We start from the raw sequence: 21,860 nt of genomic DNA on the forward strand, positions 1-21,860 counted from the left end.
AGAAAATCATATATTTTTTCAGAAGCAAACGTTTCTATTACGCCACTGATAAGGGCAAAGATAATGTTAGTAGGATTTTATTTCCTGCGACTTCTTCTAATCCAAATGCTGCAATGGAAAACAGCAAGCCAAAAGGTACCCATATGATGAAACAATGATAAAAAGTTTTCATATTTTGATAAGGCTAATCTCTCATCTTTAAATAAAAAAGATCAGGTCTCAAATTCATTTGAGTAGCTGATCTTTTTGTGTGCTTGATATAGCGGTCCGTTATAATGAAAAGCTCTTCAATAGAAACGGGAGGATTAAAAGAAAAGCTGAGACAGTAACCAAAGTGGTGGTGCTTTTAGAGGATAATTTTTGTCGATGTGGACCATCATAAAATCCCGAAAATTGCAGTTTATTACGGTAGAGGACAAACAATAAACTATATATTGCGATTCCTCCCAGCCATCCTGCGTAAGAACTATTAATATTTATTCCTAAAGAGGTATAAATAAGCCTTACGCCTCCCCACATTACGGATCCAATAACGAAAAAAAGCACAATAATTCTTATTAATTCTAATAATATTTTCAGTGTGGTCAACCATAATACTCTTACTTTCTTCACGACCTCTCTCTTGCTGTGTCTATCGATACAACATGTCTACGTGTAAAATTATTATAACACTTCCTGAATTAGTCATTAAATGGTTACTTACCCGTCGTTTCGTAAAACAGTTATAAAGCCCTCCAATATATCATGACTAATGGAAAAACCTTTACGTTGATAGAACTCTAGGGCATTTTCATTGCCGTTGGATACAAAAATAAAATAGTCTTCTACATCATCAAATTGTTCCAGCCATTGAATTGACCTATTAAAAAGTGTAGATCCAACCCCATATTGTCTGTATTCTTCTTTAATGAAAAATTGAGATAAACAGCCTACATTGTTTTGGCTAACTGAAGACATATTGAAAAAAGTAGCAAAATCATTGGCATAGGTTTCTTTAGGAGAAATCGTTGAGTAGGCATAGCCAACAACCTTCTGATTATCTTTCGCAACCACAATATGATTAGCAATCGCACTTTCTATCGAAGGTACCATCCGTGTTTCGTAATTCATCGTGTTAAACAGTTCTGGCTTGATGTGGGCTTGTGATTTCTGAAAGCTCATCAGCTCATTACATAAATCTCTACAAATATCAGCTTTTTCATTAGGTATTACCTCGTATGTTATCGTCATGTTTATCTCCCCTATTCTTGATTATTGAACTACCTATCAATATAATGAATTTGTTATGTTGCAACAAGTACGCAGTAATTGTTGACTAAGTCAGGAAAAACTGATTAAAGGGGGTTTTACGATGAATCGTGTAGATGCGGAAATTACAGATAAAAAAAATTGCCCATTAAATTATGCATTCAGTATAATTGGCGGAAAATGGAGACTCCCTATCATTTGGGCTTTATGGAAAAATGACACGTTACGGTACAATGAATTAAAACGTATCGTAGATGGCATTACCAATATGATGCTATCTCAATCGTTAAAGGAGCTGGAGGAATTTGGAGTCGTTACTCGTACGCAGTATCCTGAGATTCCACCAAGAGTCGAATATTCACTAACAGAAGAAGGAAAAGACCTAGTGCCCTCACTAGAATCGCTAGCCAAATGGGGTAAGCATATGCAGCATATGTAATTTGAGCCTCGCGAATTCAAATGAAAAAGACCAACTTTATGATAAAAAGCTGGTCTAGTAATGCATTCATTTATGCCTTGTTTTGCATCTTCATAAAAAGCCAGAAAAGATTAGCGATTTCTTCTGCTTCATATTTATAAATTGTTTCAGCGAAAGAACTACGAAATGGCTGGAGCATGATCTCTAAAACACTCATGCGTGGCGTTTCTCTTTTCATTTCATCCAAAAGCAGGCTGGAAAGTTCGAGTGATTTTTGCGGAAGTTCGATAGTCGAAATTTTTTTATAAAATTTCTCTAATTTCTCTTGAATCTGTTTGCTTGTGATCGATTTATAGGCTACATCCTTCTCTAACAAATTCATTTCCTTTGGTTCCAATAAAATTTCTCCACTTTTAATCATTTCTGGCAGAAAACTTTCTACATATTTCAATGACCGAGTGACCACTTTTTTTAGATCAATCGTCATATTGGTAGCCAAATTCCAATAAAAAGATAAATATTGGAATGTGCCAAAAAAGACGACCGCACACTCATAATAATAGTGCTTTCCCTCTTCACCATAAATATCGTAGAATCTGTTTTTTAACCAGGTGATTTCATGAAAGCGATGTTCTGCAAGAATTTCTTGCAACTCTTCATCATGCAAAAAGGAGATTTCTCGAAATAAAGGCATTAAGTTATATTTTTCTTTAATTTTTAATGTAGCGATTAATTGTTCAATCAAAACGTCTACATCCTCTTTTTTCTTGCCAACTAAAATTTCCTCTTTTAAAACATTTCGTTCTTGGCGATTTTGCTCTAATACGGCTTTCAGACATTCATTTTTAGATGAAAAATAATTATAAAATGTCCCTTTAGAAATATTTGCTTTATCTAAAATATCCTGAACCGATGTATGCTGATACCCTTTTTCAGTAAATAATTGTAATGTTGATTCGATAACGATTTGTTTACGATCTTTCATACATTTCTCCAATCTCAAAACACAATAACGAACATACTACAATTATACTAGGAAAACTAGATTTCTTAAACTATGCAAATTGAAAGCTAGATGTCTTCATTATGTAGTCCCACCCAAAATCGGTTAGCTTTTTCTAAAATGTATGGATAGTAAAGCACCTTCTGTACACACTACTTTAACAACCACAATTTCAACTCGAAAAACCCTAATGCAACCCCAAACGCAATGAATTCAATGAACGTTGAATTCGGGAATGAGACTGATGTGAATGAAATCAGACAACAAATTCAACAAGCTGAAGCTAAAAAGCAACAAGCTTCTGGTTCTGTGAACACAATGAACGTTGAATTCGGGAATGAGACTGATGTGAATCAAATTAGACAACAAATCCAACAAGCTGAAGTAAACAAAAAATTTGCTTCAGGTAAATTTGCTAACGAAAACAATCCACAATAACTTTCCTTCAACATCCGCAGCCGGCATCCTTGCCGGTTTTTTGTTTCCTAAAATAACGGTATTAACATGCACTTTTAGCAAATTTTTTCATGACCTCTCTCAAGATAAAACTCTCGCTTTAGATTTTAATTCAGTAAGATGGTTATTTTTCATCATTAAACCCAATTTACATACATCTAAAATGATTCTATTGGAGTTATCAATTTGTTTTAAAAAAATTTTTTGCTTCTTCTATTTGCTCCCTTGGTAAAGTCCGTAGTAATTCTTCTTCTAACCACGCTATTGTTTTGCTTCTTAAATAATTCCGCATGTGTTCTTCAGCTTCAAGCATAACACTATTGATAGTACAGTTCGATTGACTTGAACAAGATTCACACTTTTGTTTTTTATTTTGATAAGCAAAATTCGCTTTAATATTCTTACACTGAAATATTGGATCTTCACCTTCAACAGCCCGCACAACATCCCAAAATGTAATATCTTCAGGTTTTCTATTTAGTCGGTAACCTCCTTTTACGCCAGATACCGAGCTAACGATGCCTTCCTTGGACAACTTCCCTAAAACTTTTGAAAGATAGGTCTCTGATAATCCTTGAAATTCTGATAAATCTTTTATTCCAATACTTTCATTTGGTGGTACATCAATTAAATAAACAAGACTGTGTAGGGCATATTCAACCATCACACTATATTTCATTATTTCACCCTCTTAAAACATTTTGCTTACCATGATAGTAACACATTTTAGAAATACATAAATTAATCAGTTTGACAAAAGAAAATGAAAAGTGTATATTGTAGACAAAGTTAATCAACGATTAAAAGAATCGACGATTAATATAATCTCTATTTAACTGGAGGATTTTTATGAGTAAACTACTTGTGATAAATGCACACCCTGAAGTGGAAACAAAGACATCTATGAGCCTTCAAGTATTGGACCATTTTCTAGGGACATACAAAGAGAATAAACAGGATGATGAAGTAATTGAGCAAATTAATTTATATGAAGACGTTGTTCCTATGATATATAAAGTTGTTTTAAGTGGCTGGAAAAATTCAAGAAATGGAGATCCTTTGACACACGAAGAGAATGAAGTTTTGGAACGTATGAATGAAATTTTAGTTCAATTTAAAAGCGCAAATAAATATCTAATCGTCATGCCGTTGCATAATTTTAATATTCCTTCAAAGTTAAAAGATTATATAGATAACATTCTAATTGCACGCGAAACATTCAAATATACAGAAAACGGTTCTGTAGGCTTATTAAATGATGGAAGAAGCATGATTATTATACAGGCGAGTGGCTCAATCTATACAAATAACGATTGGTATACCGAAGTGGAGTACTCTTATAAATACCTAAAATCAATGTTTGCCTTTCTTGGAATAGAAGATTTTAAAATTCTTCGTATCCAAGGAACAGCCTTATTGAATACAGAAGATGTCTTGCAAAATGCACTTCAAAATTCGGACCAATTATCAGTTGAATTAGCTAATAAATAATGGAGGGATTAACAATGATGTCACGTATGAATTATTATGAAATTGCACCAGATGCTATGAAGATAATGATGGAAATGGAAAAATACACTAAGAACAGTGGTATTGAGAGAAAACTTCGTGAGCTCGTTAAAATTAGAGCTTCCCAAATCAATGGGTGTGCATATTGCATTAACATGCACACTATGGATGCTAAGAAAATGGGAGAAATCGAACAGCGTTTATACTGTATAAGTGCTTGGAGAGAATGTACCTTTTATTCAGAAGCTGAAAAAGTAGCATTAGAATTAACGGAACATATTACGCTTATTCCAGAAAAACGCGTTCCTGATGAATTATATGAACGTGTTCGCAAGCTTTTTGATGAAAAGGCTTATGTCGATTTGGTTATCTTGATTAATCAAATTAACAGTTGGAATCGCATTTCTATTGCTATGGGCAATGTTGCGGAATAATGAAAGGCTGCCTTAACAGGTAGCTATTTTTTTATATGAGTTTGATACCAATTTGAGTCGTACTTTCATTTGTCAGCTCCCCTTATCTCTCCCTTTAACAAAATGTTCAAATGTAAGTTTAGGAAATAAAAAAATTTCCCGGGTAAGCGCAAGAAAAGACAAATTCAATACTACATTCCTCCATCAAGTGACTGATTTCTTCATTATCTTGCTTTTAAAAATGCTGACAGAAGGGATTTTGGAGTATATTTTTGTTCAAATTATTTCCTATTGAGGTTCATGTTGAATACCTTCAATGACCGAATAATCTGTGATAGCTATATTATTCCTCATCATCTCGTAATTTCGGGGTACTTGCTTTGCCTTACCTCTCCCTCTCAGTATGGTGTTTTCGCAAAAAAACACTCGTCATGTAAACGAGTGTTTCGTACTTATTATGACAACCACTTTGATGGTTTCTTTTTCCCAGAATCGAGTCCCCATGAATTCAGGACTCAAGCCGCTATTTTTAATAGTTCGATTGTCTACTTGACAGGGAGCAGTTCAAATTGGTACCTTGGCATACATTTAGTCATGTAATACAAAATGCAGTATAGTGACATTCACACATATCTTCAGTTCTATATCCTTATCCATTAATTGTTTTTGTCTGAAGTCAATCAGCTCTTGTTCATCTACATGAATCATTTTCGATACAATGTCAGTCGATAACATGTAATCTTTTAACAGATCATTCAATAGATATGTTGCCCTCTCTCTTGCATCGAAGCTTCCAAATCCATGGTTTAACATAGCTAATTTATTTTCAATAATTCCCAGCTTATCATTTGTCAAGTTACCTTTATTGTTCATTAAATTTTCTATCTCATTTATAGGCAAATCAACTATTTTTGAAAGTTGCTGGTAATTGAGTTGCAATATCTTGATTAATTCTTGAAAATCTTCTTTAAGGTAATCAAACTGCGATGAATTGGTTACAAATGCTATTTCTGCTTCGCTCTTAAACTCCCCCATAATATGACACCTCTCCTATTATTTACTACACTAATATAATACTATATACTTTTTTGTAATTAATACATATTTAAACTTTTTCCACTAGTATTAATTTTAATCTTCATTGAATTTATGCCAACGAACATGTTGAAGTATTTTTGAGTAAAGGCTATAAATTCAAACCTTTTACATGAACAATAACTTACCTTTACATACCAAAGCCTTTATGAAAGTGCCTTCTTAGTTAGTGATTGATAGCATCGCATCACCTTCTTTCGCAATAAAAATACGCTACTCGATGTGAGTAGCGCTTACTGAAACGATAGGGAAGAAGTAGCTCTTTCTCCCTAATGGAAGACTTATCTGAAAAATCATTTATGTTGCTATCCATTCATATTGAATATCAGCTAAATTTTCTTCGTTTTCATGTCCTCTACCGATGATTTTAAACCCATGTTTTTCATAAAACCGTTGTGCATTTTTATTTACTTCAAATGTGTATAATGTTAATCGCCCACTTGATTGTGCTTTTACTTTTTCTAGTAATGCATGACCTATACCGATTCCTTGATAATCAACATGAATATATAGTTGACTTATTTCGCTTTCGTTATAGGCAGTCATTCCAACCACTTTTTCATCAATTAGCGCTAAATCGATTTGAAACTGTTCAGCTACTATATGATTTAAAAAATATACGTGACGTTCAAAGCTGTGAATTTCTTTCTGACCAATAGCCTGTTCCTTACTATCTCGCCACATACCCACTGTTTGTTCAGCGTATTTGGGATTATACTGGGTAATTATTATTTTGTGTTGGTTCACTACAGCACCTCCTTACAATTGGTTCACTGTATTATCTATGGTTCTCCTGATTTGGTGAATTGCACAAAAGCCAGTTCAACATTCTACCCCCATTCTAATCTTAACCACTTTAAATAATAACAAGGTTTGATGCAATACCTTCTCCGCATTGTGATGAGAAGGTATAACTTAATGAACTACTACAAACATTGATAGATCAATGTTTTCGCACAAAAAAACACTCGTCATGTAAACGAGTGTTTCGTATCTTTTATGACAACCACTTAGGTGGTGTGTTTTTTTCCCAATAGATATCGCCAAGGTTGTAATGTGCCATGAAGTCGTCCTCGGCACTGTGGTAGTGGAAGTTGTAGTAGTAGCCTTCCTGTGGTCTTTTTTCTGTGCGTACATGGAAACGGATTAAATCTGTGCCCGTTTCATTGTTGAAGACATTGAAAATTTTCTCACCATAATTACCACTTGGCCTTTCAGAGATGGTTAAAGATGCGGCAGTTTGATCATCAAGATTAGCCACCGTCATCGCAATGGCTTCTTCCATTTTTGGAAAGATGATGCTGTCGAATTCATTACTAATTTTAGGACCAATTTTTGTGCCAAATTTTATGTACGATTGTTCTCTAGCTGCATCCACGAGCAAGGCATTATAATCGATCGCTTCCTCTTGAATTTGCATCTGTTCGTCACTGCTATCATCACGTTCAGCAGCTAAAGCAGTGCTTGTCCCTGACTCAGGGCCGATGGATGCACGGTTCGAGGGATTTTGATCAAATGCTTCCCAAATCTCATGTGTAGGCGTTATTAAGCCAAATGTTAAAAACGCAACCATGATGACTATACTTTTCTTAACCCACGTTTTCATTTATTGTCACCTACTCTTTATGTACAAATTGGTAATTCTCCTATTATTATATACGTTCTCGCCATTAAAAGGTTTCATATTTCTATAATTCATTGTACAATATTTATGAATAATGTGTCGGTTTTTTAAAGGAGGTACAAAGCATGAGCATCGTAATGGGTATTGGTCTTTTATTAATGTTAGGTTATTTATCATCTTTATGTTTCACGGACTAATTTTTATTTTGTAATCTGTACCCTACAAAGCCCTCAAAAGCCTGTTACATATAGCTTTTGGGGGCTTTTTATTTTTTCTTTATCCTGCATAATAACGCAAAACAATGCATGAGTTGGGGCTAAAATATTACTTTGTAGCGTGTTAAGCAAAAATATTAAAATTACCCCTTCCACGGTTATTAAATAAAAGGAATTGGGGTGGTTATCACGTTCACGGCACCTAAGGTCAATTCAAATACGTATCAATGTTTTTTATCACGACTGGTTAGCCTCTTCATACCAGTACCTTCGTATTTAGTGATTGATAGCATTGCATCACAGTCTTTTATAATAAAAATACGCTACTCAATTGAGCAGCGCTTTCTGAACAAAATGAAACAATAATATTTTATTTTAGTAGAGGAACCAGACGCCAGTATGTTAAGCATCTCCAAATCCATTCCACGGGTCCATAATAAAAATACTTTAACCATATATTACTAATAATTATTTGTGTAATCCAAGTAATCATGCATACTCCATAGATAATTAATGATGGAGAAAAATAACCAATCAACATTGGTAAGATAAATATTCCTACCACAGTTTGACCTAAATAATTACTCATCGCCATTCTTCCGTAAGCTTGTAAAGGATATAAAATATAACTTCCTCTTTTTTTCTTAACCAACCATAATAATAGAAGAATGTATGTTAGCATTAATGGCAGTTGTGAAATGATTAATAAAATGTGTGCTGGCTTATGATTAGTGATCATGAACTGCGCAATGACGGAAATTACAGAAATACTTCCAAGGGTGATGAGCAACCACTTGTGCATTCTGGGACGCATTTTTAATTTCTCAAGAACATCCATATTCATTAAAGTGTAGCCTTCTATAAAATAAACTAAAAATGATGTTAAAGCCGTGATTAAAAGTAGGATATCCAATATAGGGGGCATATGCGTCTTTCCACCATATAACCAATCATAGGCAAATACATTCACTAGTATGCCTATGATATGTAAACTAAAAGTTATTTTAAACAATACTTTTGCAGGGACTTTGTGCAAAGCAAATAGTACTAAACCAACTAAAGCATACGGTAGTAACACATCTCCACCCCAAACTAACGAATGAAGGAATCCTATCACTGCAAGTACAACCATTCGGCGAATAAAAAGTATAGAAGGTTTTCCTTTTTCTTTAGCACGGCTTAAGAAAATAGCTGCACCAGCTCCAAATAAGAGAGAAAAGATAGCGTAAAACTTTCCTGTAAAAATAATATCAATCCAATTACCGCCAGATAATAGCTGACTACCTATGCCAGCCTTTTGTATAAAATTGAAGATATTTACTAAGAAAATACCTATTAAAGCAAATCCTCTAATGATATCAAGTTCATATATTCTATTTTGATTGGGTGAGTTTTCTTTCATTAAATTCATATGATATCTCCTTTCACAAAATTAATAATAGAATTTTGATATTACACCTTACTAACTTAAACCTTACATAATCCTTAAATTCTATTACCTCGGTCTTACCACCTTACTTTTTCGAAAGTTGATTTTCATGTTAGTTCAATATAAAAAAGGCTGTACCCGCCAACAAGATCCTTTTTCTAATAAATCATTGATATTTTTCTCAGTAAGCTTTTTAGTTGCGATTGTTTTATTAATCGAAAACTTACAACCATTTTTATACTCACTGCATCCTAAAAAAGTTTTACGATTTATCATTTGACCTTTCTTAACTCTAATTAATCTAAAAGGCACTTTCCTTGTTTCCAGGAAAGCGCCCGATTGTGGAAATAAAAATTAAAATCTAATTCTCCTTTAAATAAGGGTTTTTATTTCATGTGTTTCTTTTTCCAATCTACTAACGTCATCATTTTTTCGTTATCAGGAAGTTCCATATCTAGTGGTGTTATTAATTCTAATGAATTGCCATCGGGATCATAAAAATAAACAGCAGCATGATGTGGATTATTTTTAAATACTAACGGTTGCATCTCTGGAGAGAAACCAAATGAGGTACGAACTTCAGTATTTACAGATTCTAACCACTCCTTTACTCTTTCAATTTCACACCTATCTACTTTATATGCTACATGACGAATGGATGGATGATATGGAAGATTTACTGTTTCATTTTCCCAAAGGCCTAACCAACTTTCCCCCTTTCCAATCCTCTTTGTTAAGAGTGTAATGATAATGAGTTTGTTCTTCAATTTCAATTTCTCTATTAAAACGAAATCCGCATTTTTGAATAACTTTATTTGAGCCTAAATTGTGAGGTAGAACAACTGTATTAAGCAGCTCTACATCTGTATTCTCAAACAAATATTTTATCAATCCTTTTACTGCATTTGTTGTGTATCCACGACAACTGTATTGCTTTGAAATTGCATAAACAACTTCTCGGTTTGGTTCACTTAGCTCTTCTTTTATACCTGTATTGCAGAAACCAATAAATTCTCCAGTTTCCTTCAATATAATTCCCAACTTCAAGTAATTAGCACCACTAATATTAGGTACAGCTAACAAAAACTTTTTATTGTCGGGTATTTCATAATTCGTGACCCAGTTTAATCGTTGTTCTTTTGTTGAACGCCAATCTGGCAGAAAATTATAAACCTCAGGTTGTGAGGTTAGCTCATAAATAGCATCAGCATCTTCAATTCTAAATTCTCTCAGTAATATGTCACCACAATCTATTGTAAATAAATTGTTCATATTTATCCCCCTATTCCTTTGCTAATATTCATTTTGCACATAAAAACAATTCCTTAAGTAACAATGTCCGCCCAATACATACTTCCACTTCAGTTCATTAATCTAGATAAACTACGTCTGGGTCTCAAAAATCAATTAACTGGTTGCCCTTACCTTTTATAAGAGTTGAGTTGAGTTGATTATATCTGACTTACATTACTTGAAAAAACCTCAAACTTATTTCATAAAAGAAAATAAGCCAATGCGGCATAAAACCACATTGGCTTATTTTAAAAATTTGTTCTTTTTCTTTTCTCTTTTAATACAATTCTTTGAATACTTTTTGATGACAAATAATATTTTTCACACAAAGAAGCTATATTCATCCCGATAGATAATCATTATATATATTAGAATTTCTTAGATCCAATTCTCCTCTGGTAGCAGTACTGGACCCCCAACTCTTTTTACTATCTTTTCTTCGTGGGATATAAATATATTCACCATCAACATATTTCTGTATTAACTCCACCAACTCAGTTGGAAGTATATGCTTTGCTTTTTTATAGCTCATTTTTGCACTCCTAATTTTTAGTATTTCTTTTAGGAAGAGCAAAGGCTACTTTCAATTATTTTATTACGCAATAGCCTTTGCTATGCAAAAATAGTATTCCTTCACACACACTCAATCCTCCTTGCAATTTTAGATTTTAATACAATTTCACTTTACATTTAATACATATTATACCATATCTATTTTTGATTTATAAGAATCCAATCCCTTAATCTGCTTCAAAAATTAGTTGTTTCAAAATAAATATCAACACTTTATTATTAAAATTTTCAACTTCTACAAATTGTTCTCTATGATAATAAATTTGTTTAAATTCGTTACTAATAAAGAGCATAACACCATCCGTAAATATGGACAGTGTTAAATAAAGTTGTTCAATTTGCATTGTAAATTCTTTTTTATGCTAAAAATATATCGTTTAATTTGATAAGTAATACAAAAATCACATTTATTGTGGAAAATTTTATTTCACGGATTATTAACTAGCTTTTTCCGTTTCTTTTATGTCATTTATCCTTAACTAAACACTTTATCCCTAGCATTCTCTACGATCTTTCCTAATTCTGTTTTAACACGTAAAAACGGGCCATCACCTTTAATATACATTCCAATAATAGTTTTTACTATAGGATCGAAATTGCTTTTCGAAAGCTATAAAACTTAGGAGAAGGTTTTGTCATGCAAGGATTTAAAGACAGATTTCTTGACAATCTTCTACGTGGATATTGTATTAGATAATGCGAGCCACGTGTCCTAAACAAGTTTGATACTGTGCATTAGGAAAGAGCGAAAAAATGGTACTTACTATGCCTTTTAAGCCAATAAAAGACTTCCATCCCTTTTATGAGTTCCGTGAGCTGGTCCTTCCTCCTGACCAATACCTACACCTTGAAATTAAAAACTATTTATTCAAATAATCATTCCATAATCCTTGGATTTTCTGTGGTATTTGTATACCTATTTCTGAAAATTTTTCTTTAATAAACTTATAACAATCTAAACTTTTTTTTCTTTTATTATGTTTAATTAAAAATTCTAATAGTAAAAACATATAATGTTCATTAAATTCATCTAACTCTAATAATTTCTGTAAACAATTATAGGTTATTAGAAAATCTTTTGAATTTGGATTTGTAATGTATCTTTCAAGTGCTTGAATTACTTTTTCTTTTAAATTTATTTTTAATTGAATGGACCACATATATTCTTCTTGTGCTAAAAAATCATCTTCATAAAAATTAATGATTTTTTGAATAGACGCTCCATCATGACTAACTTCTTGCAGTAGTTGAATTAATTCATCATAATCACTTTCGATTTTTAAAGTTAATTGGTAATGATTATTCGTCATTTGTATAGCTTTTTCAATGCCATTTTCCTTAAAAAGCTTTCTTAATTGATATATAGAAGTATGTAAATTCTTTGTGGCTTTCTTTAAATCTAATTCTGGCCAAAGCTCTTCTATAAGTAAAGCACTTAATACAGGTTTTTTTTGATGACTCCATAAATAAAGGAACAATTCTCGCACTTTTTTAGTTCGCCACTTTACCACCTCATGTTTAACATCTAGTAAGTAAAAACTACCAAGAGTATGTGCATATAACATGCTATCTTTTAAATTCTTTCTAAGTGTTACTTCTTGTTTCCACTTTTTCTGAGACTTATTCAATGCTTTAATTAAACGCTTTTCATGTACAGGTTTTAATAAATAATCCATAGCCTCTATTTCAAATGCATCCACGGCAAATTGTGCATGGGCCGTCACAAAGATTATTTGTAAGAATGGGTGTTTTTGTAACAATTGTTTAGCCACTTGCATACCATGCATGTCGATCATTTCAATATCTAAAAAGACAAGGTCAACCGCCTCCTTTTCAAGGAAAAGAAAGGCGTCTACTGCATTTGTAAATGCCCCTTTGATGTCAATCTGAAATTGAGTAAGCCGTTTTAACATGATGCTTAGAACATCGATTGCCATTATTTCATCATCAACAATAATTATTTTCATACTCCACCACCCTCTGGTAATAAAACGACAATAGTAGTCCCCTTTCCTTCCTCGCTGTATAAACGTAAACTGGCATTTTTCATTAACTTGAATTTCTTTAAAGGATTCATAAAGCCAATACGTGTACTTTCTTCATTTATCAGCAGTTGAAGTTTTTCCTCAGGGATACCAACACCATTATCATAAATTTTAATGCAGACAAACTGCCCCTCACGCTGAACACTTATTTCCACAGTACCGCCCTCTTGTTTTTTAGAAATACCATGGAAAACAGCATTTTCAACTAAGGGCTGAATAGATAATGCAGGAATCATTAAATTAATGGATTCATCAATATCATATTTAATCGTTAAACGATCACCAAAACGCATCTTTTCAATATATAGGTATGCTTTTACCAGCTCCATCTCTTCATCAACAGAGACAAAACTATTGCGGTAATAAACATTGAGCTTGGCTCGGAAATATGTTGCCAAACAATAAAGTGCTTCCCGGGTATTGTCCATATCCGTATAGCTCAAACCAATAATTGTGTTAAGTGTGTTATACACAAAATGCGGCGTTACCTGTGAATACAAATAATTCATTTCCACTTCTATGGCATCTATTGAAGATTGACGAACAGCTAACAAAGATTCAATGCGAATAAATAATTCATCCGTTGAAACAGGTTTTTGTAAGTAATCATTTGCACCTACCTTTAAAGATAGCACTAAATCAGAATGCTTCATGATTGCTGTTAAAATAATGATTGGAAGTTCCAACATATCATAATGTTTGCGTACTCGTTTACATAACTCATAACCTGACATCCCATTCATCATTAAATCTATTAACATACAATCTACTTTATTATTTTTAATATAATCTACAGCATCAAAGCCATTATCAACAGCTATCACTGTATATCCTTTTACAGCTAAAGCGTCAGCTAAAGCTTTAATATTGATATGATTATCATCCACCACAAGTATTTTTTTATCATTTCCTTTACGAATAAGTGGTAAGTTAAGCTGGAGAACCTCAGTAGTTGTATGTGTGACAATTGGAGGTTGGTCCAGACTTACGTTTTCACCTGTTGCAAGTGGCATCGTAAAAGTAAATGTTGTCCCTTGTCCTAGTGTACTTGTCACATGAATGTCACCATTTAATTTTTCTACAATATTTTTAGTAATACTTAATCCCAAGCCAAGCCCTTCTTTTTTATGTTGATTATTTACTTGATAAAAGGCATTAAAGATTCGATCTAAATCTTGTGCAGGAATGCCAGCGCCTGTATCACTCACTTGGATCACCATATGCTCTGCACGGACATAAGCCGTAACTACAATTTCGCCATTTTCTGTGTATTTCATGGCATTGTGCAGTAGATTATAGAGCACTTGCTTAAAACGTAATTCGTCTGTCAATATAGCTGGCAACGCTAAATCAACCTCATCATGTAAACTTACTTGACTATTTTTAGGCATCACACTACGAATTTCTTCTACTACCTCATTAATAACATCGATAGGTACATGACGAAGGGAAACCCTTACTTCACCAATCATTTGGTTAGATGAAAACGATAAATCCTCTACAAAATGTCCTAAACGCTGTGTCACATTATGAATCAAAATAACTTGCTCCTGTTGCGTCCGTTTCAAAGGTCCTTGCGCACCTTCCATCAAGGTTTTTGATAAATTTAAAATACCATTAAGGGGGGTACGTAGTTCATGTGATGTTTTTAGTAGAAATTCATCCTTCATTTGATTGTGTGCCAGCAATTCTTCTGATAAAGTTTGGATTTTCTCAAAAGCTTGATTAGCCCTGTAATTTAATAATGAAGCAAAGCCGAATAAGATCAGTAAAAACAGCACAAATTCTGTATAATCAATCGGTACACCAATTAAAAAATTAAAAACAAGTAAAATCGTATAACAACAAATAGCGGAAATAACGATTAACATATAACGAACACCTTCAAGTCGATTTAACATCACTTGGATCAGTATCCCTACATTATAGAAAACAATAGGAGCTGTAATACTGATATATATTATTTTTCTTAGGAACATTTCCAAATCAGAAGATGCTCTTTCATTTTTAGTAATTGGATTATAAATACCGTAAAAAACAAACACAATACCGAGTAAGGCGACAATCATATAAACGACCTTTCTCTTTTGTAATTGTGGATACATCGAATAAATAAATAGTGTTAAAGATAGGAGCGCTATCGGAATCGAACCTAACTGTAAACGCAATTGATTGACAGTTTCAAAATCGGAAAATAATAGGAAAAAGATTTTTTGATTAATGAACGACATATAAAATCCTAATGAAATAGTAAAAAGCCCAAAGAACAATTCTTCAATGCGTTTGCGATTCTGTACATAGGTAAAGATATAAACGATTCCAATAACTATATGCCCAATGCTTACTAATGCATCTAAAAACACTTTCCAATTATAATACTGTTGAATAACCTCCACCGTTCCAAATTCAATAGGATAAACAATACCAGACTGAGCAACATTGTAGTTCACCACATGTATGACAATATTTAATTCATTGTTATCACTTTTAGCATAGACAGTATATTTATCATCATTTTCAGCTTCATATTCACTTAACACCGTACTTGCTTTTCCTTTAGCCCCTACTTCTATACCGTTAATAAAAACACGACTAGCCTGTCGGATAGACCGAATATATAAGCCGTAAACTCCCTCCGTTGGTACCTTTATTTTGACGTGATAGGTGCCAACAGCAAGCCCTTCTTCATTTGGCTCTACATATTTGTCCCAATTAAAGGGGATATCTAGTGTAAGTTGTTTATTTTTATAGTTATCAAGCTTTTCCCACGAAGGAATTAAGACGTTTGGATAAAAAGCCCAATCTCCTTCTAGCTTTATTGGTTTTTGTAGTTGCTCCTCCTCAATTTTCACAACACCTTGGTGAACCATTTGAAGATTATTATTAGAGTAATAATGCCAATTGCTAAAGAAAAAAACCAAAACAAACAGCATGATAACACTCATAATAATTAGCATATTCTTTTTCATTATCACGCCTCCGTAGACGAGTAAATTCTTATGTATGTTAACATCTTATTGTTTATGATTCAATCAACTCCCGTTGGAATATTAACATAGAAAACATGAACAAAATCTGAACAATGGATTATTTTAATATTTATAGTTGAAACTATTTCCCTTCAAAATTAATAAGCAGGCTAAGAAAATTCTTCCTTGCCTGATTAAACTTTCATTACTTCGAAAGTTGATTCTTTACCATCCCTATCAACAAGATACATGTGAAAATTAGCTACTTCTTCGATTTCCTTAATTGCCCAATGTGTGACTTTGACATCTGGGAATCTTGGTTTTGTCACTCCATGTAATGGACCGCGTTCAAACATACGGTTCATCATCACGACAGGGTGTGCACGTGTTAAAGCTGCATTTGTTGCAAAGTTTCCATCTTCCAGACCGTTGAGGGTGCTACAGCGCGATTTGCTTCAATGATCCACTGTGTCTAGTGGCCTTTTGTATCCTTGAATGTAATCCAAAACCTTTTTCTATAGAAAGTTGTTTAAAGTTGGCTGAAACTGCGACCATTTCAGCATGTGTGATGTTGGCATTTGCATGGAATTTATCATGTTGATCACCATTCATAAATGCCCTGTTCTTTGACTGAGGCAATCGCTCAAGCAGCACTATAATCTTTTTCCCCATCTTTGAATGGTGCTTTATTTACTGTTTGTCCTTCTGTAAAGCCTAAAATACGTGCAATCATGATGGCTACTTGTACACGTGTTACATTCTTATCAGGACTAATATTAAGAACCATTCGCTCAACCTCTTCAAAAGGTTTAAAATTGCCATGTTATACGCTAGCTCCTTTTTGACAAGAAAAAGGACTCACCAGTTTTGATGAATCCTTAACTTTGGATAGATTTTACGAATCTTGTCTGCATTAACAAGAAGTTTTAACACTAACGTTCATAAAATCATTTGCCTTGATTTCTATATGTTTTTTGTTCTTTCGTTAATATATTTTCTTGCTGCAGATAATCATTTATATCAGAAACAGAAAGATCATTCGCAAGTTTTTTTAAAGATATACCGCTATCAACTAGCCATATGAACTCCTCGTCAATGTTTTAGTTTTTATCTTTCATAACATTTTCATCAACTTCTATTACCGCAGTTATTTTTTTAGCCATACATAAATCTACCACTATAAAATGAAATAACGCTAGTCGTTCAACTCACTTCCAAAGATTCACCATTTTTGATGATTCCTGTTTACTCTAAAACTTAATTATTCTTTTCACTTTTTAAGGGCAAAATTCCAATGGGTATCAAACCAAATCTTTGTCTATTTTCGATTATTTGCACCTTCACAGTATTCCGAATTCAATTTAAAACCAACCTAGGAATGTTTTGTATTGTCATACGCTAAAGGTGTACTAATGCTCCCATGTAGCTATCTAACAATGTGTCACCTGGATTAGTGTAAGTTAGTAAAAGATACTCAAGCAGTGATAACGGTTTTTGTGTCGGGTGTCAAGTTTTACTGTCACTAGGAAAATCAAGTGCTGATTTAGGAATTTTTTTCTTTTCAGGATATGTGGCTTAGTTTCATTTCTATCTCTAAGTACTTTCATTTTATGAGAATTTTTTATTAATACAGGTTTTCAATATATCTTTAGAAAAACAAACTAATTAGTGCTAAAATAGCAGGTCCACCTTGTTTTAATAGAATCGATTTAGAGCTTGTTACGCTTCCGTACAAAGCGACAATGATCACAAAGATTAAAAACATGGCGACAACTTCAGTTTGCTGATGAGAGAAAAATAAACCATACAATAAGGCGATCGCAATCAGACCATTATAAATGCCTTGATTTTTGAAAAGAACTTGGACATTTACATTCTTCAATGTTTCCTCAGACAGATTAAATGTTTTTGCTGTTCTTTTGGAAGTAGTTGCAAACGTTTCTAAATACATAATATACAAATGCTCAGCTGCTACGAGTAAGCTTAAAATAAAAGTTAATGAAGACATCCTAATCACTCCTAAAAAATCTTTAAAAAAGCAATGTCCGCAAAAGAAACAGGGACATTGCCTTATATTATTTATTAAACCTTACAATACGATCCATTGGTAGGCGTGAAGAACCATACGCTGGGGCAGCTGCTTCCCCAATGGCTAATAATAAAATCGGAATTTCATTTGCTGGTAATTCCATGTATTCAGCGAATTTCGCTTTATCAAACCCACCCATTGGAACGGTATCATAGCCCATTTCCTTCGCTAATAGCATGATTTGCATAGAAACTAAGCCAGCATCAAAGTGTACAATATTTTCTAATGTTTTTGTCGAAGCTGAGCCATACATTGCCAATGCATCTTGTGCAAGCTTATTGGCAATTTGTTCAGGCATGTAGCCTAATTCCACATTTTTTGCATAGATTTCCTCAGCATTTACGTACATTTCAATATCACCAATGACAGCAATAATGGCAGAGGCTGTTTCGATTTGCTCTTGATTAAATGAAAAGAAGTTAATATTCTTTTGAATTTCCTTATCATCAATGACGATAAAACGCCATGGCTGCATATTACTTGAGGAAGGTGCTGAAGTAGCATCCTGTAGCAGCTGCATGATTGTGTCACGCGAAATTTTAGTTTGAGCATTGTATTTACGTACAGATTTACGCATTTGCATAATTTGTTTTAGTGTTGTAGTGGATAACATGTACTTTCCCTCTTTTCGAAAATTAAACTGCTTTTATTGTTACATTGATATTGCCCATTGTGGCTTTTGAATAGGGGCATACAGTATGTGTGACCTCTAATAATTCCTGTGCTTCCTCCAGTGCTAAGCCTTCAATATGTCCTTCAATGTCCACAGCAAGCACATAGTCAAAAGAAGCCTGTTCCATTAATTTAACTGTTACTTTAATTGTTGATGCGTTTTTTAGTTTCTTTTGGCGTTTAATTAAATCTAATGCACTATTAAAGCAGGCACTATAGCCAGCCGCAAATAATTGTTCTGGGTTTGTCACATTGTCTAGTTTGGAGCCTGGTGGTGCAATTTTTAACGATAATGATTGATCTTCTGCATAGGATGTGCCACTACGGCCACCTTCATTAATCATTGTAGTTGCGTATAATTCTTTCATAATTAAAAACCCCTTATCTTTTGTTGTTAATTAAATTGTGTACAATCTAATTTTTACAAATTGAATTGTACACAATTTAATTGCGTTTGACAAGTAGGAACTTTATTTTTAATATAAATGGTAGTAGAAGAACTTTAAGAGGGGATTTTTATGCCTAATCATTTAGATAATCAACTGTGCTTTCTTTTATATGCAACATCAAAGGAAATCACTCGACAATACACCTTATTATTGAAGCCATACGATCTTACTTATACAGGCTATATTACTTTATTAGCTTTAGAGGAAAACGAACAGATAACCGTGAAAGAATTGGGACAACGTTTATTTTTAGATTCAGGAACATTAACACCATTATTAAAAAAATTAGAGGCAAAGAATTACATTTGTCGTGAACGTTCGAAGGATGATGAACGACTAATGAAAATATATTTAACGAATGAAGGCGCAAATGTACGAAGAAAACTTCCAGAAGTGTCTCGCCAAGTGATGAAGCAATCCAATATCTCGGAGCAGCAATTTGTACAACTGAAAAATGTACTTCAAGATATCGTATACAACGACTGGAAAATAAAAGATGAAAATTAAGAGAACTGTTTTTCGAAGTTTAGGTTTGTCATAAGCGGCGTATGTATAAAAATGTGCAAGTTAGAAGGATCGGGGCTATATTGGCTTCGATCTTTTTTGTTTTCCCCCACCCCTTTGTGACTCGATTTAAAGTAATAACGCTTAAATTTTAGTATACTTACATTTAGTGATTACTTTAATTTGCACCATAGATTGAGGCTAAACTAACGAAATAAATAATATTGGAAGTAGAGGTGTTTATTGATGAAAACATGGACGAAGACTATAAACATAAATGCCCCCATCGAAAATGTTTGGAAATTGCTTGATGGCTCTCTAGCTGATTTGCAGAAGATTATGCCACAAGTAATTGAAAACAAGCCTGTGAACATAACGGAAGAAGTGGTTGGTAGCATTTATCGCCAAAAATATAAAGAAGGAAAACGTATCGAGGAGTATGATGTAGAAACATTTGAATATACGAATACACCCGATAAAAAAATATTGAAGGTAGGTTTTGTACTCGCTAATCTGTTTGAAATTACGGCTTACTATGAATTAAATAAAATAAATGAAACAGAGACTTCCTTTACTTATACCGTAACAAATAATGCGTTGAAATGGTTTGTCAAATTATTTTTATTGTTTGCTTCGGACAAAGTAGTCGTTGAATTTTTAGATCGTGTCAAAAAAGTCGCCGAAGCACAAGAATAGAATAGCACCTAAAAAAAATAAACCGTAGAACTCCATGTGATGAGCTTCTACGGTTTATTTATGACTAAAAGTCTGAACCCGTAATTTCTTTTAATTTACCGTTTTCTTTAATCTTTTTAAGGCCTTCATTTAACTTATCTAAAAGCTCCTTGTTCCCCTTTTGGACCATGAAACCATAGTATTCTTTTTCAAACGAATCATCTTTGATTACTTTAATCTTGTCATTTGGATGTGCCTTGATGTATTCATAAACAACTGAATTATCACCAATTGCTGCCTCTACGTTGCCATTCAGCATCTCTTGAATAGCGATTGGTTGATTTTCGAATGCAAGAATGTTTGGACTAGATTCACCCTGTAGCTTGTTGGCAGCCATATGACCAGTAGCATTAATTTGTACGGAAATCTTTTTATCCTTTAATTCATCTAATGATTGGATCTTTGAATCTTCTTTCACCACGATTAATAATTGAGATTCGTAATACGGCTCAGTAAAATCAAATGTTTCCTTACGCTCGTCTGTAATTGTAATCCCTGCACCACCGATATCTGTTTCACCATTTTTAATTGTTTGGAATACAGGCTCCCAACCAATACTTTCCCATTTCACTTCAAAATCCATCTCATCTGCGATTGCTTGTAGTACATCCACATCAATCCCTACAATTTTCCCTTTATCGTCGAGTGATACGATCGGTGCAAATGTAGCCTCAGTGCCTACCTTATAAACTTTTTTACTATCTCCATCACCTGATGATGTATTGTCCTTCGCACCGCAACCCGCTAAAACTAGCGTGAAAGCTGCCATAATTGTTAGCAACACCATTAAATTTCTTTTCATAGCCCATCCCCCTAGTTTGATATTTTTCCATAATGCGTATTATTTTTCGCAATTCGGAAATGTAAGACTATTACGTAAATTATAGTGACAATATTCTCTTTAGACAATACTTTTTTTGTATAAAAATAATCATTTCTTTATAAATAGAAATATTTAACCTTATTTTTAGTATAAAAAGAATTTATTGGTAAAAAACAAGATGGATATTTATCCAATTCTTCCCTTAAATTAGATATGCAAAAAAAATCCTCCTAAGGGAATCTTTCATAGTGTTGAAAATCAAAGCAATAAATAGTATTTTTAGCAAAGGTTTTCAACT

27 protein-coding genes and 1 pseudogene are annotated in these 21,860 nt (G+C 33.3%); 6 read left to right on the top strand and 22 right to left on the bottom strand.

Annotated features, from left to right (window positions below; all coding sequences use genetic code 11):
- Positions 1-270 precede the first annotated feature (270 nt).
- Complete coding sequence (locus ACEVFT_RS22510) at positions 271-612, bottom strand: hypothetical protein (RefSeq protein WP_393951359.1); 342 nt, start codon at positions 610-612, stop codon at positions 271-273.
- Positions 613-699: 87 nt separating this feature from the next.
- Positions 700-1,230 carry a GNAT family N-acetyltransferase gene (locus ACEVFT_RS22515; RefSeq protein ID WP_393951360.1) on the bottom strand — a complete coding sequence of 177 codons (531 nt, stop codon included), beginning with the start codon at positions 1,228-1,230 and terminating at the stop codon, positions 700-702.
- Positions 1,231-1,351: 121 nt separating this feature from the next.
- Between ACEVFT_RS22515 and ACEVFT_RS22520 the strand changes: the two genes are divergently transcribed.
- Entirely contained in the window at positions 1,352-1,687 is a 336-nt protein-coding gene (locus tag ACEVFT_RS22520; RefSeq protein ID WP_205443244.1) for a winged helix-turn-helix transcriptional regulator, read from the top strand.
- Between the two features lie 70 nt (positions 1,688-1,757).
- Here the strand turns inward: ACEVFT_RS22520 and ACEVFT_RS22525 are convergent, their stop codons facing one another.
- On the bottom strand, positions 1,758-2,651 hold the full coding sequence (locus tag ACEVFT_RS22525) for a TetR/AcrR family transcriptional regulator (protein WP_205443243.1): 894 nt from the start codon (positions 2,649-2,651) through the stop codon (positions 1,758-1,760).
- Between the two features lie 207 nt (positions 2,652-2,858).
- On the opposite strand from ACEVFT_RS22525, the pseudogene ACEVFT_RS22530 reads away from it, so the two are divergent.
- Positions 2,859-3,107, top strand: a pseudogene (locus ACEVFT_RS22530) (gamma-type small acid-soluble spore protein); the annotation flags it as partial.
- Between the two features lie 199 nt (positions 3,108-3,306).
- Here the strand turns inward: ACEVFT_RS22530 and ACEVFT_RS22535 are convergent.
- Positions 3,307-3,804 carry an Rrf2 family transcriptional regulator gene (locus ACEVFT_RS22535; protein ID WP_393951361.1) on the bottom strand — a complete coding sequence of 166 codons (498 nt, stop codon included), beginning with the start codon at positions 3,802-3,804 and terminating at the stop codon, positions 3,307-3,309.
- A 170-nt stretch (positions 3,805-3,974) separates the two neighbouring features.
- On the opposite strand from ACEVFT_RS22535, the gene ACEVFT_RS22540 reads away from it, so the two are divergent.
- Positions 3,975-4,616: an NAD(P)H-dependent oxidoreductase gene (locus tag ACEVFT_RS22540; protein WP_393951362.1), complete on the top strand. Its 642-nt coding sequence runs from the start codon at positions 3,975-3,977 to the stop codon at positions 4,614-4,616.
- Positions 4,617-4,630: 14 nt separating this feature from the next.
- Positions 4,631-5,068, top strand: coding sequence for a carboxymuconolactone decarboxylase family protein (locus ACEVFT_RS22545; protein ID WP_393951363.1), 438 nt, complete (start codon positions 4,631-4,633; stop codon positions 5,066-5,068).
- A 567-nt stretch (positions 5,069-5,635) separates the two neighbouring features.
- Here ACEVFT_RS22545 and ACEVFT_RS22550 read toward each other — a convergent pair.
- The 17 genes from ACEVFT_RS22550 to ACEVFT_RS22630 form a co-directional block, all read right to left on the bottom strand.
- On the bottom strand, positions 5,636-6,082 hold the full coding sequence (locus tag ACEVFT_RS22550) for an HTH domain-containing protein (protein ID WP_393951364.1): 447 nt from the start codon (positions 6,080-6,082) through the stop codon (positions 5,636-5,638).
- A 357-nt stretch (positions 6,083-6,439) separates the two neighbouring features.
- Positions 6,440-6,889, bottom strand: coding sequence for a GNAT family N-acetyltransferase (locus ACEVFT_RS22555; protein ID WP_205443240.1), 450 nt, complete (start codon positions 6,887-6,889; stop codon positions 6,440-6,442).
- A 250-nt stretch (positions 6,890-7,139) separates the two neighbouring features.
- Positions 7,140-7,748, bottom strand: a complete 609-nt coding sequence (locus ACEVFT_RS22560) for a YpjP family protein (protein ID WP_205443239.1) — start codon at positions 7,746-7,748, stop codon at positions 7,140-7,142.
- A 603-nt stretch (positions 7,749-8,351) separates the two neighbouring features.
- Entirely contained in the window at positions 8,352-9,392 is a 1,041-nt protein-coding gene (locus ACEVFT_RS22565) for a DUF418 domain-containing protein (protein ID WP_393951365.1), read from the bottom strand.
- Positions 9,393-9,527: 135 nt separating this feature from the next.
- The gene (locus ACEVFT_RS22570; protein WP_393951366.1) at positions 9,528-9,686 is read right to left on the bottom strand and encodes a hypothetical protein; all 159 of its coding nucleotides are present in this window, start codon (positions 9,684-9,686) and stop codon (positions 9,528-9,530) included.
- A 110-nt stretch (positions 9,687-9,796) separates the two neighbouring features.
- Positions 9,797-10,177 carry a VOC family protein gene (locus ACEVFT_RS22575; RefSeq protein ID WP_393951474.1) on the bottom strand — a complete coding sequence of 127 codons (381 nt, stop codon included), beginning with the start codon at positions 10,175-10,177 and terminating at the stop codon, positions 9,797-9,799.
- The gene (locus ACEVFT_RS22580; protein WP_393951367.1) at positions 10,095-10,682 is read right to left on the bottom strand and encodes a GNAT family N-acetyltransferase; all 588 of its coding nucleotides are present in this window, start codon (positions 10,680-10,682) and stop codon (positions 10,095-10,097) included. The genes ACEVFT_RS22575 and ACEVFT_RS22580 overlap by 83 nt, the downstream gene beginning before the upstream one ends.
- A 361-nt stretch (positions 10,683-11,043) precedes the next feature.
- Complete coding sequence (locus ACEVFT_RS22585) at positions 11,044-11,235, bottom strand: CD3324 family protein (protein ID WP_393951368.1); 192 nt, start codon at positions 11,233-11,235, stop codon at positions 11,044-11,046.
- 901 nt (positions 11,236-12,136) lie between these two features.
- Positions 12,137-13,243 carry a response regulator gene (locus tag ACEVFT_RS22590; RefSeq protein ID WP_393951369.1) on the bottom strand — a complete coding sequence of 369 codons (1,107 nt, stop codon included), beginning with the start codon at positions 13,241-13,243 and terminating at the stop codon, positions 12,137-12,139.
- Complete coding sequence (locus ACEVFT_RS22595; protein ID WP_393951370.1) at positions 13,240-16,290, bottom strand: sensor histidine kinase; 3,051 nt, start codon at positions 16,288-16,290, stop codon at positions 13,240-13,242. Before ACEVFT_RS22595 ends, ACEVFT_RS22590 begins: the two co-directional genes overlap by 4 nt.
- Before the next feature lie 194 nt (positions 16,291-16,484).
- Positions 16,485-16,658 carry a hypothetical protein gene (locus ACEVFT_RS22600; RefSeq protein WP_393951371.1) on the bottom strand — a complete coding sequence of 58 codons (174 nt, stop codon included), beginning with the start codon at positions 16,656-16,658 and terminating at the stop codon, positions 16,485-16,487.
- A gap of 70 nt (positions 16,659-16,728) precedes the next feature.
- The gene (locus ACEVFT_RS22605; RefSeq protein WP_205443230.1) at positions 16,729-16,902 is read right to left on the bottom strand and encodes a hypothetical protein; all 174 of its coding nucleotides are present in this window, start codon (positions 16,900-16,902) and stop codon (positions 16,729-16,731) included.
- 31 nt (positions 16,903-16,933) lie between these two features.
- The gene (locus tag ACEVFT_RS22610; protein WP_205443228.1) at positions 16,934-17,077 is read right to left on the bottom strand and encodes a hypothetical protein; all 144 of its coding nucleotides are present in this window, start codon (positions 17,075-17,077) and stop codon (positions 16,934-16,936) included.
- 611 nt (positions 17,078-17,688) lie between these two features.
- Positions 17,689-17,772, bottom strand: coding sequence for a hypothetical protein (locus tag ACEVFT_RS22615; RefSeq protein ID WP_205447473.1), 84 nt, complete (start codon positions 17,770-17,772; stop codon positions 17,689-17,691).
- Between the two features lie 166 nt (positions 17,773-17,938).
- Positions 17,939-18,298, bottom strand: coding sequence for a DUF1304 domain-containing protein (locus ACEVFT_RS22620; protein ID WP_393951372.1), 360 nt, complete (start codon positions 18,296-18,298; stop codon positions 17,939-17,941).
- A 67-nt stretch (positions 18,299-18,365) separates the two neighbouring features.
- A complete protein-coding gene (locus tag ACEVFT_RS22625) occupies positions 18,366-18,992 on the bottom strand; it encodes a nitroreductase family protein (protein ID WP_393951373.1) in 627 nt (208 codons plus the stop codon).
- A gap of 22 nt (positions 18,993-19,014) precedes the next feature.
- Complete coding sequence (locus ACEVFT_RS22630) at positions 19,015-19,419, bottom strand: Ohr family peroxiredoxin (RefSeq protein ID WP_205443224.1); 405 nt, start codon at positions 19,417-19,419, stop codon at positions 19,015-19,017.
- 150 nt (positions 19,420-19,569) lie between these two features.
- On the opposite strand from ACEVFT_RS22630, the gene ACEVFT_RS22635 reads away from it, so the two are divergent.
- Together ACEVFT_RS22635 and ACEVFT_RS22640 are read left to right on the top strand one after the other, a co-directional pair.
- Positions 19,570-20,007 (top strand): MarR family winged helix-turn-helix transcriptional regulator, encoded by a 438-nt coding sequence (locus ACEVFT_RS22635; RefSeq protein WP_393951374.1) that lies wholly within the window; start codon positions 19,570-19,572, stop codon positions 20,005-20,007.
- A gap of 243 nt (positions 20,008-20,250) precedes the next feature.
- Entirely contained in the window at positions 20,251-20,700 is a 450-nt protein-coding gene (locus ACEVFT_RS22640; RefSeq protein WP_393951375.1) for an SRPBCC family protein, read from the top strand.
- A gap of 64 nt (positions 20,701-20,764) precedes the next feature.
- Here ACEVFT_RS22640 and ACEVFT_RS22645 read toward each other — a convergent pair whose 3' ends face one another.
- Entirely contained in the window at positions 20,765-21,541 is a 777-nt protein-coding gene (locus ACEVFT_RS22645) for a basic amino acid ABC transporter substrate-binding protein (protein WP_393951376.1), read from the bottom strand.
- Positions 21,542-21,860 lie beyond the last annotated feature (319 nt).

This window comes from Lysinibacillus sp. PWR01 (genome assembly GCF_043359455.1).
In the GTDB taxonomy this organism is placed as follows: Bacteria; Bacillota; Bacilli; order Bacillales_A; family Planococcaceae; genus Lysinibacillus; species Lysinibacillus fusiformis_F.

Bases quoted from the DNA above. Each gene is read 5' to 3' on its own strand.
- ACEVFT_RS22515 (WP_393951360.1), bottom strand. From the start codon at position 1,230: ATGACGATAACATACGAGGTAATACCTAATGAAAAAGCTGATATTTGT.
- ACEVFT_RS22520 (WP_205443244.1), top strand. From the start codon at position 1,352: ATGAATCGTGTAGATGCGGAAATTACAGATAAAAAAAATTGCCCATTA.
- ACEVFT_RS22525 (WP_205443243.1), bottom strand. From the start codon at position 2,651: ATGAAAGATCGTAAACAAATCGTTATCGAATCAACATTACAATTATTT.
- ACEVFT_RS22535 (WP_393951361.1), bottom strand. From the start codon at position 3,804: ATGAAATATAGTGTGATGGTTGAATATGCCCTACACAGTCTTGTTTAT.
- ACEVFT_RS22540 (WP_393951362.1), top strand. From the start codon at position 3,975: ATGAGTAAACTACTTGTGATAAATGCACACCCTGAAGTGGAAACAAAG.
- ACEVFT_RS22545 (WP_393951363.1), top strand. From the start codon at position 4,631: ATGATGTCACGTATGAATTATTATGAAATTGCACCAGATGCTATGAAG.
- ACEVFT_RS22550 (WP_393951364.1), bottom strand. From the start codon at position 6,082: ATGGGGGAGTTTAAGAGCGAAGCAGAAATAGCATTTGTAACCAATTCA.
- ACEVFT_RS22560 (WP_205443239.1), bottom strand. From the start codon at position 7,748: ATGAAAACGTGGGTTAAGAAAAGTATAGTCATCATGGTTGCGTTTTTA.
- ACEVFT_RS22565 (WP_393951365.1), bottom strand. From the start codon at position 9,392: ATGAATTTAATGAAAGAAAACTCACCCAATCAAAATAGAATATATGAA.
- ACEVFT_RS22570 (WP_393951366.1), bottom strand. From the start codon at position 9,686: ATGATAAATCGTAAAACTTTTTTAGGATGCAGTGAGTATAAAAATGGT.
- ACEVFT_RS22580 (WP_393951367.1), bottom strand. From the start codon at position 10,682: ATGAACAATTTATTTACAATAGATTGTGGTGACATATTACTGAGAGAA.
- ACEVFT_RS22585 (WP_393951368.1), bottom strand. From the start codon at position 11,235: ATGAGCTATAAAAAAGCAAAGCATATACTTCCAACTGAGTTGGTGGAG.
- ACEVFT_RS22590 (WP_393951369.1), bottom strand. From the start codon at position 13,243: ATGAAAATAATTATTGTTGATGATGAAATAATGGCAATCGATGTTCTA.
- ACEVFT_RS22595 (WP_393951370.1), bottom strand. From the start codon at position 16,290: ATGAAAAAGAATATGCTAATTATTATGAGTGTTATCATGCTGTTTGTT.
- ACEVFT_RS22600 (WP_393951371.1), bottom strand. From the start codon at position 16,658: ATGATGAACCGTATGTTTGAACGCGGTCCATTACATGGAGTGACAAAA.
- ACEVFT_RS22605 (WP_205443230.1), bottom strand. From the start codon at position 16,902: ATGAATGGTGATCAACATGATAAATTCCATGCAAATGCCAACATCACA.
- ACEVFT_RS22610 (WP_205443228.1), bottom strand. From the start codon at position 17,077: ATGGTTCTTAATATTAGTCCTGATAAGAATGTAACACGTGTACAAGTA.
- ACEVFT_RS22620 (WP_393951372.1), bottom strand. From the start codon at position 18,298: ATGTCTTCATTAACTTTTATTTTAAGCTTACTCGTAGCAGCTGAGCAT.
- ACEVFT_RS22625 (WP_393951373.1), bottom strand. From the start codon at position 18,992: ATGTTATCCACTACAACACTAAAACAAATTATGCAAATGCGTAAATCT.
- ACEVFT_RS22630 (WP_205443224.1), bottom strand. From the start codon at position 19,419: ATGAAAGAATTATACGCAACTACAATGATTAATGAAGGTGGCCGTAGT.
- ACEVFT_RS22635 (WP_393951374.1), top strand. From the start codon at position 19,570: ATGCCTAATCATTTAGATAATCAACTGTGCTTTCTTTTATATGCAACA.
- ACEVFT_RS22640 (WP_393951375.1), top strand. From the start codon at position 20,251: ATGAAAACATGGACGAAGACTATAAACATAAATGCCCCCATCGAAAAT.
- ACEVFT_RS22645 (WP_393951376.1), bottom strand. From the start codon at position 21,541: ATGAAAAGAAATTTAATGGTGTTGCTAACAATTATGGCAGCTTTCACG.